Annotated in this window: 14 protein-coding genes; 6 read left to right on the top strand and 8 right to left on the bottom strand. The window is 66.9% G+C overall.

Annotated features, from left to right (window positions below):
• The first annotated feature begins 33 nt into the window (after positions 1-33).
• From PCK14_RS12100 to PCK14_RS12085, 4 genes are read left to right on the top strand one after another with little or no spacing between them, the layout of a single operon-like run.
• Complete coding sequence (locus PCK14_RS12100; protein WP_269938751.1) at positions 34-1221, top strand: type III polyketide synthase; 1188 nt, start codon at positions 34-36, stop codon at positions 1219-1221.
• Entirely contained in the window at positions 1208-1930 is a 723-nt protein-coding gene (locus tag PCK14_RS12095; RefSeq protein ID WP_269938834.1) for a class I SAM-dependent methyltransferase, read from the top strand. Before PCK14_RS12100 ends, PCK14_RS12095 begins: the two co-directional genes overlap by 14 nt.
• Positions 1923-3065 (top strand): FAD-dependent oxidoreductase, encoded by a 1143-nt coding sequence (locus tag PCK14_RS12090; protein WP_269938750.1) that lies wholly within the window; start codon positions 1923-1925, stop codon positions 3063-3065. The genes PCK14_RS12095 and PCK14_RS12090 overlap by 8 nt, the downstream gene beginning before the upstream one ends.
• A 27-nt stretch (positions 3066-3092) precedes the next feature.
• Complete coding sequence (locus PCK14_RS12085; RefSeq protein WP_269938749.1) at positions 3093-3755, top strand: GNAT family N-acetyltransferase; 663 nt, start codon at positions 3093-3095, stop codon at positions 3753-3755.
• A 7-nt stretch (positions 3756-3762) separates the two neighbouring features.
• On the opposite strand, the gene PCK14_RS12080 is transcribed toward PCK14_RS12085, so the two are convergent.
• The 3 genes from PCK14_RS12080 to PCK14_RS12070 form a co-directional block, all read right to left on the bottom strand.
• Entirely contained in the window at positions 3763-5058 is a 1296-nt protein-coding gene (locus tag PCK14_RS12080) for a YibE/F family protein (RefSeq protein WP_269938748.1), read from the bottom strand.
• A gap of 298 nt (positions 5059-5356) precedes the next feature.
• Positions 5357-6346 carry a GNAT family N-acetyltransferase gene (locus PCK14_RS12075; protein WP_269938747.1) on the bottom strand — a complete coding sequence of 330 codons (990 nt, stop codon included), beginning with the start codon at positions 6344-6346 and terminating at the stop codon, positions 5357-5359.
• Positions 6347-6348: 2 nt separating this feature from the next.
• Positions 6349-7734, bottom strand: a complete 1386-nt coding sequence (locus PCK14_RS12070) for a glycine--tRNA ligase (RefSeq protein WP_269938746.1) — start codon at positions 7732-7734, stop codon at positions 6349-6351.
• Between the two features lie 193 nt (positions 7735-7927).
• On the opposite strand from PCK14_RS12070, the gene PCK14_RS12065 reads away from it, so the two are divergent.
• Positions 7928-9010, top strand: coding sequence for a hypothetical protein (locus PCK14_RS12065; protein WP_269938745.1), 1083 nt, complete (start codon positions 7928-7930; stop codon positions 9008-9010).
• 67 nt (positions 9011-9077) lie between these two features.
• Here the strand turns inward: PCK14_RS12065 and PCK14_RS12060 are convergent, their stop codons facing one another.
• The 5 genes from PCK14_RS12060 to PCK14_RS12040 form a co-directional block, all read right to left on the bottom strand.
• Complete coding sequence (locus PCK14_RS12060) at positions 9078-10061, bottom strand: hypothetical protein (protein ID WP_269938744.1); 984 nt, start codon at positions 10059-10061, stop codon at positions 9078-9080.
• The gene (locus PCK14_RS12055; protein ID WP_269938743.1) at positions 10055-10903 is read right to left on the bottom strand and encodes a phytanoyl-CoA dioxygenase family protein; all 849 of its coding nucleotides are present in this window, start codon (positions 10901-10903) and stop codon (positions 10055-10057) included. Before PCK14_RS12055 ends, PCK14_RS12060 begins: the two co-directional genes overlap by 7 nt.
• Before the next feature lie 87 nt (positions 10904-10990).
• Positions 10991-11857 carry a helix-turn-helix transcriptional regulator gene (locus PCK14_RS12050; RefSeq protein WP_269938742.1) on the bottom strand — a complete coding sequence of 289 codons (867 nt, stop codon included), beginning with the start codon at positions 11855-11857 and terminating at the stop codon, positions 10991-10993.
• A gap of 108 nt (positions 11858-11965) precedes the next feature.
• Positions 11966-13030, bottom strand: coding sequence for a lactonase family protein (locus PCK14_RS12045; protein WP_269938741.1), 1065 nt, complete (start codon positions 13028-13030; stop codon positions 11966-11968).
• 129 nt (positions 13031-13159) lie between these two features.
• On the bottom strand, positions 13160-14161 hold the full coding sequence (locus tag PCK14_RS12040; RefSeq protein ID WP_269938740.1) for a DMT family transporter: 1002 nt from the start codon (positions 14159-14161) through the stop codon (positions 13160-13162).
• A gap of 112 nt (positions 14162-14273) precedes the next feature.
• Here PCK14_RS12040 and PCK14_RS12035 point away from each other — a divergent pair, with 112 nt between their 5' ends.
• Positions 14274-14504: an RNA-binding S4 domain-containing protein gene (locus tag PCK14_RS12035; RefSeq protein WP_269938739.1), complete on the top strand. Its 231-nt coding sequence runs from the start codon at positions 14274-14276 to the stop codon at positions 14502-14504.
• Positions 14505-14549: the final 45 nt, after the last annotated feature.

Raw genomic sequence — 14549 nt, 5'->3', positions numbered from 1 at the left:
GTGCAACGGCGCGGGCGGCCCTAAGAATGGACTATGACGGTCACCCTGAAGTCCCTGGAAACTGCGGTTCCGCCCACCATCTTGATCCAGGAGCAGGCCCGGGACGTGTTTGCCGCCCAGCCGGGGCTGACCCGGCTGGGCCAACGCCTGGTCCGCACCTGCTTTGACTCGGCGGCCATCGACACCCGGCACACAGCGGTGGCCGAGATGAGCCTGGATTTCCACGGCCCCGACCCCATGTTTTACGACGGCGCCACCGGGCTGTTGCTGAACCCCACCACCAAGGAACGCAACGACTTGTTTGCGGGCCAGGCCACGGCCTTGTTCATCGAGGCGGCGCACAAGGCCCTGGCGGCCTGCCCAGGCGTGGCCGCCGAGGACATCACGCACGTGGTCACGGTTTCCTGCACAGGCTTCTTCAACCCCGGACCCGACTACAAGATCGTCCGGGCCCTGGGCCTGAACCCGTCGGTGCAGCGCTACCACCTGGGCTTTATGGGCTGCTACGCCGCATTTCCGGCGCTGCGGGCGGCCAAGGCCTTTTGCGACGCGGATCCGGACGCCGTGGTGCTGGTGGTCTCCGTGGAATTGTGCTCGCTGCATGTGCGCACCTCCAACGATCCCGACACCATCATGGGCTCCTCGCTGTTCGCCGACGGCGCGGCAGCAGCCGTGGTCACGGCGCGGGAGCTGCCCGGGGACGGGCCATTCCTGGACCTGGACCACTTTGAGACAGTCCTGACGCCCGTGGGCGAGGACTCCATGGCCTGGAACATTGGCGACCACGGCTTTGAAATGGTCCTGGACAGCTACGTCCCCAAGATCATTGACGAACACATCACAGGCGCGCTGGTGCCGTTGCTGGCCCGCGCCCCGGAATTCCACGGTCTGCCCCACAGCAGCATTCCGCACTGGGCCATCCACCCCGGCGGGCGGAGCATCCTGGACAAGGTGCAGGCCAAGCTGGGGCTCAGCGACGAACAACTGGTGCCGGCCCGGGAAACCCTGCGCAACTACGGGAACATGAGCAGCGCCACCGTCATGTTCGTGCTCAAGCACATCCTGGACCTTCCGGCGGCCCAGGAACGCGAGGCCATTTGTTCCATGGCCTTTGGTCCCGGGCTGACCGTTGAGACAGGGCTGTTCACCAAGGTCAGCCAGCCCAGCAACCTCGAAGGCCAGGGCCACGAAAGCCAGCTTGAAGACGCTGCCAGGGTCTAGGGCTGGCGGGTTCCTTCGCGCCCGGGACCTGGATGCCGTGGAGGAAATGGACAGGCCCGACTGCGACCCGGCCAGGCTGGAACGGACGTACGCACAGTTTCCGCTGATCAATGCCGTGGTGTCCGGATGGCGCGGCAACTACCGGGAGCGCATCCGGCCGCTGTTGTCGGCCAAGCGACAGACAACCCTGCTCGACATTGGCTGCGGGGGCGGCGACGTGGCCCGCAACCTGGCCCGCTGGGCTGCCCGCGACGGCCTGTTGCTGGAGGTCACGGCCATCGACCCCGACCACCGCGCCCTCGCGTTTGCCCGCGCCCAACCGCCGGTGCCCCACCTCTCCTACCGGCAGGCGTTCAGCGGGGAGCTGGTGGCCGGGGGTGCCGTGTTCGACGTCGTCATTTCCAACCACATGCTGCACCACCTCAACCCCGGCGAGTTCCAGGGACTGCTGCAGGACTCGCAGGCCCTGGCCAGCACCGCCGTGATCCACAGCGACATTGCCCGCAGCCCCGTTGCCTACACCCTCTTCGCCGCCGGGACCCTGCCGTTTTTCCCGGGATCCTTCATTCGCCGCGACGGGCTGACCTCCATCCGGCGCAGCTACACGGCTGACGAACTGCGCGCAGCTGCTCCCCCGGGCTGGCGGGTGGAACGCGCGGCGCCCTACCGCAACTTGCTGCTGCACACCCCGCGGCGGCCGCATGTTTGACGTGCTGGTGGTGGGTGCCGGACCGGTTGGCCTGTACCTTGGCGCGCTCCTGCTCCAGGAGGGCCTGTCGGTGCGCATCCTGGAACAGCGCAGCGAAGCCAGCCCGCACTCGCGCGCCATCGGCATCCACCCGCCGGCGCTGGCCGCCCTGGACCTGGCCGGGGTGGCCACCGCCATGGCGGCCGAGGGCGTGCACATCCGTGACGGGGTTGCCCGCAGCGGCGGCCGGGAGGTGGCCAGGCTATCCTTCGAGCAGGCCAACCCGGCCTGGCCGTTTGTGCTGGCGCTCAAGCAGGCCCGCACCGAGGCCATCCTGGAGGCACGGGTCCTCGAACTGGACCCGGACGCCGTCGTGCGCGGCTTTTGCGTCACGTCGCTGAACGACGGCGGCACGTCCGTCACGCTGTCCGGCACGCACGGCGGCGGGGGCCAGAATGTACATTTCCAGGGCCGTCTGGTGGTGGGGGCCGACGGCGCCCGCTCCACCGTGCGCAGGCTGCTGGGCATTCCCACGGCCGGACGTGACCACCCCGACCGCTACCTCATGGGCGACTTCCCGGACACGGGCAGCGACGGATCCGCAGCCGTGCTGCATTTGGAGCCTGGCGGCATTGTCGAATCGTTCCCCCTGCCGGGGCGGCTGCGGCGCTGGGTGGTGCACACGGATGAACTGCTGCAGGGGGCCACGGCCGAGGACCTGGCCGGGCTCATTCTCGCGCGCACCGGTGCCGCAGTTGCGGCAGAAGACAACAGCATGCTCAGCGCCTTCGGGGTCCGAACCCGCATGGCCCGGGCCATGGTGCGGGGGCGCGTGGCCCTGGTGGGCGACGCCGTCCACGAGATCAGCCCCATCGGCGGCCAGGGCATGAACCTGGGCTGGCTCGACGCGGCAGAACTGGCCCCCATCATGGCCGCCGCGCTGCAGGGCAACCCCACGGGTGCGGTCCTGCGCGCCTTTGAACGCACCCGCATGCAGGCTGCCCGGGCCGCCGCACGGCAGGCGTGGCTGAACATGGCGCTGGGACGCCCGGCCCCGGCGTCGTACCTGGATGTTCGGCATGCGGGCGTTGGTGTGGCATTCCGGCTGGCACCAGTACGGGAACTCGTGGCCCGGCGCTTCACGATGATGCACTAGGCGCCAGTGCCCGGTTAGTGTGGTCAGATGCTTTCGCCCTCGGATGTCTGGCCCCTGTTCGACCTCACCATCACCTCCCCGCGCCTGGTCATGCGGATTGTCCGCGACGACGACCTGCCCGGCATTGTGGCTGCGGCACAGGCCGGCATCCACGATCCTGCAGTGATGCCCTTTTCGGTGCCGTGGACCGATGCCGACCCCGTGGAGATGGCCAGGGGCATGGCCCGGCACCAGTGGGAGCTGCGCGCCGGCACCCGGCCCGAGCATTGGACGCTGAACTTCACCGTCATGCTCGACGGCGTCCCGATCGGCACCCAATCCCTTGGTGCCTCGGGGTTCTCCTCGACCCGGACCGTCAACTCCGGTTCATGGCTCACGGCGGCGCAGCAGGGCAAGGGGTACGGCAAGGAAATGCGGGCCGCTGCCCTGCTGTTTGCCTTCGACCACCTGGGCGCCCACGTTGCCGAATCAAGTGCGGCCGTGTGGAACCAGGCCTCGCTCGGCGTATCCAGCAGCCTGGGCTACCGCCAAGGGGTTGTGCGTCCCATTGAGCCGCGGCCCGGCCACCCCGATGAGCTGCAGGAGGTGCGCCTGGTTGCGGCCGATTTCAAGCGTCCGGCCTGGGGCATAACGGTGGAAGGATTCGAGGACGCGCGGCGGGACCTGTTTGTTGAGGTGCCGTCCGGCTGAGCCGGGGCTACACGGCCGCTGGCTCCGGGGCCGGCTTGGTCCCTTCCGCTGCCGGCCCGCTGGCTGCGTGCCTTCCTGTGGCCTTGACGACGGCGACAGCAATCGCGGTGGTCACGGGAATGGCCAGCACCAGGCCAATGGAGCCCACCAGGATGTGCACAATCTCCTCGGCCAGCTCCGCCCCCGTCAGGGCGGTCAAGAGCGGCTGCTGGTACAGCGAGACCATCAGCAGCACGGGCAGGGCGCTGCCGGCGTAGGCAAAGGCAATGGTGTACACCGTCGAGGCGATGTGGTCCCGGCCAATCCTCATGGCCGAGGAGAACAGCTCCCGCGAGGTGGTGTGCGGGGCCAGTTCGTGCAGTTCCCACACGGCCGAGGACTGGGTGATGGTGACGTCGTTCAGCACGCCCAGGCCCGAGATCACGAGCCCGCACAGGATCATGCCCGACAGCGACATGCCGTTGGTCAGGTTGGCCAGCTGGTAGGCGTTCTCGCCCGTGGTCCCGGTGAGGGCAGCGGCATCCACCGACCAGGCTGCCAGCCCGGCCGTGACCCCCAGGCCAAACAGCGTCCCCAGGAGTGCCGTGGAGGTGCGCACGGAGAAGCCGTGGGCAAAGTACAGGACGCCAAACATGATGGCTGAGGCACCCACCAGGGCAACCAGGAGCGGCGGCTGGCCCTGTGACAGGGCGGGCAGGATGAACCAGGCCAGCACCATGAAGGCGCCGCCAAGTCCCACCATGGCCCGCAGGCCCCGCCATCTCGCCACGGCAACAACCACCACGGCGTAGGCCACGGCCAGCAGGCCCATGGGGAACGTGCGGACAAAGTCCATGAACACATACTTGGCGCCGTTGGCGTTGGCACCGGTCATGCCCGGGAGCCCCGAAAGATCGAGGTACCTGATGGTGTCGCCGGCACGGACGGGGCGGGAGGCCTCGATGTCCGGGCTGACCACCACCGGGACATCGGCACCGCCGTCAACTGCCGTGTAGGCAATGAAGCACGTGGTGCCGGCCTGGCCGCCGGCGGTGAGGGAGCAGTCTTCGGAAACCGTACGAACCACGGAACCGGTCACAATGCTGGCCCCGGGGGCTGCGGAATACGGGTTGCTTGCCGGCACCTTGCCTGCGTCGCCGGAGGGCCACATGAGCACCATGGCCACCACCGTCAGGACGGCGAGGGGCACCAGGATCCAGCTCAGAAGCACCACAGCCCGGCGCCGCAACGCCTTCCGGCGCCGCAATTCCGGGCGGCTCAGCAACGAATCGTCAGTCTCACCGTGCGAGTGTGAATGTCCCATGGGCTGAAATCAGTCCTTCGGTTGTGCTTGATTCGTGCTTGCGGCCCGGGTCTCGACAGGCTCGACCACCAGCGGCGGCGCGGGTCTCGACAGGCTCGACCACCGGCGGCGGAGCCGGCATTTTTGTAGGCGACGTAAAGGAGACGCCAAAGGCCGCCCGCGGCCGACGCGTCGGATAGTCGCCGGAAAATGCCGGTCCGCCGCCGGAGGTGCGGGCACCAGCCCCCACCTCGCGAGAGCGCCGGGGCCGGAGGTGAGCCTGCCGAAGGGTCTCGACAGGCTCGACCACCGGATGTTGTTACTCGCCGACGACGAGGGTTTCGGCGCCGCGGACCTTGGCCGCACCCACGGAGATCATGGGGTTGACCACGGCCGCGAGGGCTTCCATGGAGTCGTCGAGTTCCAGCAGCACGGGGTACTGGTGGGTGATGAGTGCCAGAAGGTCGTAGACCGCCTGCACGGCAACGTCTTGCTCCAGTGACGGCTCGACGCCGAGGAACACCTCGGAGGCTGCCGCCGGGATGTCCTCGTTGGTCTCGATGCTGCCCTGGGAGTAGCTGAGCGCGAAGGCCTGGATCTTGCCCTTCTTGCTCGGGGCAACGCCGGCACCGAAGGCGCTGGCGGGCTCGGCCCGCAGCACTAGGGCACCGTGGGCGCCGGTGAGGTCGTCCAGGAACATGCGCTGCACCAGGCCGGGGCTCAGCGGACCGGTGGGGTCCCACTGGTTCACGGACTCGTAATAGCGGCCCACCACGTCGGTCAGTTCCACCGAGCCGGTGGCCAGGTCCTGCACACGTGCGGTGGCTTCCTCCTCGGTGCCTTCACCGAAGACGGGCAGCTTGAGCGCGCCGGGGCCCACCTCAACCACGCGGTTGCGCTGCAGCACAGCCAACCCCATGGCTTCGGCGAACGCCGCGCCCGAGGTGCCGGGGGCAACCTTGGTGCGCAACGCCGTCGTGCTTACCGAACCTGAGGCCAGTGCGCCGTCGGCTTCGCGGCGGAGCATGGTCAGCAAGGTGGCGCCGACGCCTGCGCGCCGGTGGTCCTTGGCGACCTCCACGAAGGCCCACAGCCGGGCCGGGTGCAGCTTGGTGGAGTAGACCACGCCGGCCGCGACCGGGATGCCCTGGTCCTCGGCGACAATGGTGCGCCGCCAGGGGTTGGCGTCGCTCTCCGGTGCCAGCGCGGCCCGGAAGTGCCCGGCCGGGGCGGAGTCGGCGTCTCCCCAGATTTCCAGGAGGGTCAGGTCGTCGCCGTCCCGCCAGGGCCGGTATGTCAGCTCAGCCATTCCTAGGCACCCAGGAGGCGGGTGGCCAGGTAGGCCTGCACCTGGTCCAGGGGCACGCGCTCCTGGCTCATGGTGTCGCGTTCACGGATGGTCACGGCGTTGTCTTCGAGGGTTTCAAAGTCAACGGTGATGCAGAACGGCGTGCCGATCTCGTCCTGGCGGCGGTAGCGGCGGCCGATGGCGCCGGCATCGTCGAACTCGATGTTCCAGTGCTTGCGCAGCGTGTTGGCGAGCTCCTTGGCCTTCGGGGACAGCTCCTCGTTGCGGCTCAGCGGCAGGACGGCAGCCTTGACGGGGGCCAGGCGCGGGTCCAGCTTCAGGACCGTGCGCTTGTCCACGCCACCCTTGGCGTTGGGGGCCTCGTCCTCAACGAATGCATCCACCAGGAAGGCCATCATGGAGCGGGTCAGTCCGAAGGAGGGCTCGATCACGTACGGGGTGAAGCGCTCGCCCGTGGCCTGGTTGAAGTAGCTCAGGTCCGTGCCGGAACCCTTGGTGTGCGAGCCGAGGTCATAGTCGGTGCGGTTGGCGACGCCCATGAGCTCACCCCACTTGGAACCCTGGAAGCCAAAGTTGTACTCAAAGTCGATGGTGCCGGCGGAGTAGTGGGCGCGCTCGTCCTCGGGGACGTCGAAGCGGCGCATGTTCTCCGGGTTGATGCCCAAATCGATGAACCAGTCCCAGCACAGTTCAACCCATTCCTTGAACCACTGCTCGGCGTCCTCGGGTGCCGTGAAGAACTCGATTTCCATCTGCTCGAACTCACGGGTGCGGAAAATGAAGTTTCCGGGGGTGATCTCGTTGCGGAAGGCCTTGCCGATCTGGCCGATGCCGAACGGGGGCTTCTTGCGGGAGGTGGTGAGCACGTTGTTGAAGTTCACAAAGATGCCCTGCGCGGTTTCCGGGCGCATGTAGTGCAGGCCTGCGGCGGAATCCACCGGGCCCAGGAACGTCTTGACCAGGCCGGAGAAGAGCTGCGGCTCGGTCCACTGGCCCTTGGTGCCGCAGTCGGGGCACACGATGTCTTCCATGCCGTTTTCCGGCGGGCGGCCCTTCTTGGCCTCGTAGGCTTCAGTCAGGTGGTCCTGGCGGTGACGCTTGTGGCACTGGGTGCACTCGACCAGCGGGTCGGTGAAGGTGGCAACGTGGCCGGAGGCTTCCCAGACGGCCTTGGGCAGGATGATGGAGGAATCAAGGCCCACCATGTCCTCGCGGCCGCGGACAAATGACTGCCACCATTCGCGCTTGATGTTTTCCTTCAGCTCCACGCCGAGGGGGCCATAATCCCAGGCCGACCGTGAACCGCCGTAGATTTCACCGGCCTGGAAGACAAAGCCGCGACGTTTCGCGAGTGAAATGACCTGGTCAAGCTTGGACTGAGGCGCCACTGTTTACTCCTATTAATTACGAGGCCGCTGGGTGCGGTCCGTCCGCAGACAAGACTACCGTCGCGTTCAGCCTTGCGGAGAATTTCCACGCCAGTGAATCGCAGCACCCGCGCCGCCCCGGCCGTCCATGGAGTTGGGACAAGTTTCCGTTCAGCTCATTGACCAGCCACCACGTGCGCCGTACTGTTCATTTGTGGTAGGAGTCACATTTGCCCGACTCGGCACCGCGACCGCAGCAATCGTCGCGGCTGGAACCATGTTTCTGACGGGCTGCACCGCAGCAACAGGCGGTCCTGCCGCAGCCACCAAAACTTCCACCGGCACAGCGCCGACGGCTGGTCCGGATGCATCAGCGCCGGGCTCCCCTGCCACTGCGGGCGCCACCGCACCAGAGGAAGCCGCGTGGAACACCTTCACCACCTCGGACGGCTTGGCGACATGGCAGATGCCGGCCACCTGGACGGCGACCCTTCAACCCGCCGGGGCGGCGCAGCTCAACTATTACCTGACCGGACCGGACACGAAGGTGCGGTTGTACTTCGCTGACAACATCGAGGGCGTGGGCGGGCCGGGCTGCATCCCCGGATACAAGCCGGCGTACCCCTATCAACTTCTGGACCATGCCGATGTGGCACTGCCAGTGACCGAGAGGACGAATCCCGTGGGGGTGTCGGCGCGGGTCGCCTATGAGGCGATCCAGTTCCCCGACCATGTCTTCGCCGGCCTCGGCATCACCCAAGGGCTGCAAAACAGCGACGGGACGGCCTGCGAGTTTGGCCATTTCGTTTTGACCGCCACGCAGGCCAACATCATTGAGTTTGCCGCCCAATACCCCGCCACTGACGGATCGTGGGGTGACCGGAGCCTTGCCACCATGGAGGAGGCCCAGGCCTACATGGACACCGACGAATACAAGACAGCGGCCAGGATCCTCGCCTCGCTGCATTTGAATGATGCACCCACAGGACTCGACGGCGTGTACACCATCCTCGAGAACGCCGAGTGCGGCATCTTCGACCTCTCAGGCCAGGTCCTGACCGTGTCGGCAGGAACTGCAACCATTACCACTCCGGGCCAGACCCTCACCGGCACCGCCGTTGAGAACGGCGGGATCTGGGACGTCGACGTGTCCGGGTTGCAGTCAACCGTTGTGCACCTCACCGGGACGGTCAGCGGCACAAAATACAGAGGCTCGGGCAACTACGCCGGCATCCACGTTGGAGGTGAGAACGGCTGGACATGCGACGTGCCGTCGTTCACGGCGACGCTGCGATGAGCAGTCGGTGCCGGTCCGGGCGGTGATTCCATTGTCTTGGGCCAGCCTCGGCAACCATCCCTAGCCGTCAACTGTCGCCTGCCGGCCGCAGCAGCACGACCCGCCCGCCGATCCGCCATTCACCGACGAGCACATCTCCCGTGGTTGAGGCGGCAATGCCGTGGGGGCTGCTGAACTGCAGGGCGGGGGTTGGGGGCGCAACAGTGGCCCCGTCCCGAAGCGCGTTGGGCCACCCCGGCGAACGTTCCGTGAAGTCCGCGCCGAGGCTGTCCAGGAGCTCTCCCTGCAGGTCAAGAACCTTCAGTGATCCGTGGAGTTCCGTCACCCAGAGTTTCCCCTCCCGCAAGGCCAGCCCGGACGGGCTCGTGAGCACCCCCGAACCCAGCGTCCCGAGCACCCCGCCATCCATCCCCAGCGCAACAATGCGCCGGTTGCCCCGGTCCGCCACCAGGAGCCGTGGTTCCGGCCCCCAGTCGTCAACCAGGATGCCGTGAGGGGTGCTGAACGCAAGTCCGCTGTCGCTGCCGTCCGTCGTCCACAGGTGGCTGCCATCGCGGTCGAAGGCGTGCACCAGGCTCTGCCCATAGCCGTCCGCGACCCAGACCTGCCCGCCGGAACCATGTCCATGGTCGTGCACGGCAACGCTGCACGGGTGCCAGGGAAGCCGTCCCGGGGCCGCCAATGACTGCTGCTCGACGCCGTCGAAACCAACCCGCAGCACCCTGCCCTGGACCTTTTCGCCTTGGTAGCTGAGGCCGTTCGGCACTGGCTTGTGGCCGTTGTCGACCACCCACAAAGACTGCCGGTGGTCCACGGCCAGGCCATGGGCCTCCGTGGTCGAAAGGCGGACGCGGGAGATGGTGCCGTCAGCGCCGATCGAGATGATCTCCTGGCCCGTGGCGCCTGCGATGTGAAGTGCCCCGTCCGGGCCAGCAGCGGCCCCGGGATGCGCCCAGGACGCCTCGTTGGGCTCCTCCAGCGCAAGCTCATGCCATGAGAAATCGTCTCCGGCGATGGTGACCACGCGGTTCTTGGCGGGTGCGCTCAGCATTCTGCCCCACGTCCTTCCAGGCCAAAGACGGCCAGGCGTTCTTCCTCGGTAATGCGCAGCACGTCGCGGGCGACGTAGTGGAACTGCAAGGCACGACGGCGGGTGGCCGTCCTGTTTTGGGGTGTTCCGTGGTGGATGTAGCCGTCAAAAAAGAGCAGGCCACCCGGATCAAGGGGAACAGCCACGTTGCGGGCCGTGTCCACGTCGGTGTCACAGATTTGCCAGTCCCGCCGCTTGAAGTGCGGAATGGGGCCCTCCCGGTGGGATCCGGGAATGACATGCATGCAGCCGTTTTCCGGGGTTGCCGCATCCAGGGCAATCCAGACTCCAACGATGGTGGCGTCCAGGTCGAGGTTGAAGAACGCCTTGTCCTGGTGCCAGGGCTTTTCGCGCCCACCGCCCGGAGGCTTCAGGAGGGCCATGTCCTGCAGCAGCACAATGTCGTCGGTGCCGATGATGGCCTTGACCGTGCGCAGTATGCCTGGATGGTTGGCGATGCCCAGCAGGCGGTCTTCGGCATGGGTGAACTTCTGGAGCTTGCGGACGGCGTCCATGCGGTCATCGCCGTGCAGCTGCGCCAGCTGGTCCTGGGCCCATGCCTCAAACTGGAGGTCGACCCCATCCTTGGGGTTGTCGATGAGGTGCCTCAGCCCCGCCAGGGCCTGCTGGTTCTCCTGCGGTGTGAGCGCTTCGCGCACGGACAGGAATCCCAGCGCCCGGTATTCCTCAATGGCGTCCACGTCGACGGCCGGCAAATTGCCAACCGTGTTCGCAAGGACGTCCGTGGCGTAGAGGCTGTCGGCATATGCGCCGCCAAGATCGTCCACTCGTGCCAGTGACATGTGTCTATCTCCTGTGGTCAGTTCCGCGGGACGTTCCCGCGGGCCAGTGACATTCACACTATGGGCGCACGCCTGCGGCAGTACATGTCATGAAAGACCCAAATTATGCACTGAATCACGGTACTGGCTCGGCGGCATGCCGAACTTGGCCCGGAACTGCCGGCTGAACAGGAATTGGTCCGGGTAGCCAAGCGACCGGGCAATTTGCCCCACGCTGAGATCCGTTCCATTGAGGAGAAATTGGGCCCGTTCCATCCGCACATCCACCGTGTGGCGGCGGAAGGTGACACCCAGTTGCCGAACAAACAGCCCGCTCAACTCCTTGGGCGACAAACCGGCCGCCGCGGCAACCTCCCCCAGGGCCAGGCGCTGCGACGGCCGGGCACCGATGATGGCCAGGGCGGAGTTGAGGCGGTGGTCGATTTCCGGCTGGACGCCGTCGGCCGCGGCGTCGAGCTTGTAGACCACTGCCAGCAGTTCCAGCAGCAAGCCCCGGGAGACCAGCGAACGGAACAGGGACGGCTCGCTGCGCGAACGGACAAGGCGGGTCATGAGATCTGAAATCTGCCCTTTGTCATTCACCAGGTGCCGGCGGCGGGGGAAGTGCCGGCCGTCCAGCTCCAGCGGCAGGCCCGTGGCCATGTCCAGCAGTTCAAAGTGGCTGGACAAAACGGTCAGCGGCGCCTGCGGGTCCTGCCGGAAATCACCTGTGTCACCCGGGCGCAGGAGCAGCAAGGTCCCCGGCTCAATGCGGATCTCGGGTTCCCCATTGATCCTGGCATGGCCGTAGCCGTGCAGCACCCACCACAGGTCAAAGTCACTGAAGCGCGGCTTCCACGTCCAACCTGGCTCGCATTCGTAGCGGCCAAAGACTCCGGACGGGATGGCGTGGGCCCGTTCAAGCAGGGCTTCGGCTTCCTCGATTCGTTGCCGCTTCCCGGCGGTGCTTTCCACGGAACCCCTTTGGAAGAAATCGCCCGACTCCCATGGTCAAGGCGCGCATTCATCATAGGACACGAATCCCGGCTCCCGGCCTGCCCTGTCAATTCAGCTGTTCGCCGCTCATGCCGGCACAATGCACGCGGGGCTGCCGAAATCCACCAACTGGGTTGGGACCACACCCGGGAGGCCCGCTGCATCAAGTTCCAGGACCGCAATATTGTTGGAGAGCTGGTTCGCCACGTACATCTTGTTGTTGGCCACGGCGAAGTGCCGCGGCCAGTTGCCGCCGCTGGGCACCAGCCCCAGGAGCTTCGGCCGGGCCGGCAAGTCCGACACATCCAGGGCCACGACCGTGTTGGGGCCGCGGACGGCCGCGTAAAGAAGCCTGCCATCGGGGGACAGTTCGATGTGGGACGGGAAGAACTCCCCCGCCGCCGCGATGTCCGCGGCACTTTCCGCCAAGGGCGTTCTGAACAGCCAGCGCCAGAAGTGGCCACCGCCGTTGGATTCCCCGTTCCCGGGCTGCACGTGCGCTACAGGAGTTCGCTGCAGCACGTGGAGGTGCCCGTCCAGCTCGCCGGCCACCAGCAGGAAATCCCCCTTCAGGGCCATGTGGCGTGGGCCGGTGCCGGGCGGCAGCTCCGCGGACTCCAGCCGCACCCTGGACGAGGCGGAATACTCATCCACACGGTCGGCACCCAGGTCGGCCACAAGCACTGTCCCCCATTGCGTGCCGAGCACCTGGTGCGCATGGGATTCGCCCTGCCGGTCCGCAACGGGCCCGCTTCCCGGATGCGACAACAGTTCCGGCGCTTCGGGCGCTGACCCGTCCAGCAGCTGGGCCAGCGGGGTGACAGAGGTGTTGCCCGAGCTGTAGTTTGCTGCCCACACGAACCCGTCGATGAGGGCCACGTGGCAGGTGTCGGCGCCGCGGCTGGAGGTCCTGCCCAGAATCTCCAGCGTCTGGGGATCCAACGCGACTACGTTCCCCTGTGCCAATTCCTCAGCAGCCAGCAGCACGCCTCCGGCCATGGACAGGAAGGAGGGGTTGGACATTCCCGGGGCTGCGGCCGTCTGCTCCCCCACCGTGCCGTCGTCCGCCAGGGCGAAGCGGGCAAGGCCGGGTCCGGCGCCTTGGCCGTCCTCGGTGTAGCCGCTGACAAACAATTCGGGGGTGCTGGGCATCGCTGATGGCTCCTTCGGTGCGGGCAATGGTTGGAACCAAGCTACCGCGCACATTCCCCGCAAGCGTTGAATGACCCCGTGTTGCAATGCATTCAATGACGCCGTCAGCTCGAACCTCAGCACGGGTGGTCAGGGGCTTTGTTTTCCAACCGACCTGCGGACAACCCTGGGCCAGGGCAGCGTGGCCACCACAATCGCAGCCAAGGTCAACAATGTTCCCAGCACCGTGGCCACCGCCACCTGCGACCCGGGAGTCGGCAGCACAAGGTCAAGGGCCAGGGACCCGAGCAACTGGCCGGCGATCAAGCCCAGCCCGGTCAACAAGATCCCCAGGCTGCGCACAAGCACGGCGCCCACACCAATGTAAATGCAGCCCAGGGGCCCACCCAGGTAGTACCACCACTCCCCCGGCAGCGGGTTGCCCGCCCCCGCCAGCCCGGCCTTGGCCAGCCACGCAATCCACAGCACCACGCTGCCGGTGAGCAGGTTGACGAATGTGGCCGTGATGGGCGTTCCGTAGTGGAGTGTCTGGGTGCCGTTCATGGCCTGCTGGAAACTCTGCAGGAACCCCGCGGCCACAGGGAGCAGCAGGGGCAGGAGCAGGTTCCCGACGCCGGGGCCATCGCCAAAGCGCGGCGAGACGGCCCAGACGACGGCGGCAACGGTCAGCACCGCGCCGAGCACGCGCATGCCGGTAATTCGCCTCTTGCCAGCCGGCCCCATGCCCAGGCGGTCCACCAGCAGCCCGCTCGCCATCTGGCCGGTCACCGTGGAGACGGTGAACAGCGCCACGCCGAGCACCGAAATGGTCAGGCCCTGGCTCATGACGAAAAACGCCCCAATGACCCCGGCCAGCAGGTACCAGGGCGGGAACTTCCGGGCCCGGATGGCAGGAACCACTGCCGCCAGTCCGGCGCGGCCGCGCGGGAGCAGCAGAGAGATGGCCACCATGATCAACAGGCCCACGGTGAAGCTGACCACCGCGGCGGCAATCCCGTCGTCGAGCCTTGCCCCCAGCGCACCGTTGACCCGGCCCTGGAGAGGGATGGCAAGCCCGGCGGCAACCGCCAGGGGGATGCCCACCAAGGGGCTCAGGTGGGCGCGGGGCGCCGAGGAACCGACGGCAGCCAAGTGAACCTCCTCGCGGACTTCCAATGAGTCCCCCTACGCTACAGCAGCCGGGACTGGGCACCGGAATGGGATTGGCGAAATGAAAGGGCGGCCCATGCGGCACAATTGATCCATGAGTTCACACGAGATCATTGACATCCCCATCCGCGACGACATGATCCGACTGGGCCAGCTGCTCAAGCTTGCCAGCCTGGTCGAGGACGGCGTTGAGGCCACCGACATCATCAAGGCCGGCCTGGTCAAGGTCAACGGCGAGATCGACGAACGCCGCGGCCGCCAGCTCCACCATGGCGACACCGTGACGGTCAACGGCGAAACCGTCCGCATCACCACGGGCGCATAGCCCACCCCGACGCAACGAACGGCGGGCACCCAAGGGGTGCCCGCC

The sequence above is a fragment of the Arthrobacter sp. HY1533 genome, assembly GCF_027568515.1.
Lineage (GTDB): Bacteria > Actinomycetota > Actinomycetes > Actinomycetales > Micrococcaceae > Specibacter.
Note: the sequence above shows the minus strand (reverse complement) of the source record. Positions and strands in the feature narration are given on the sequence as shown.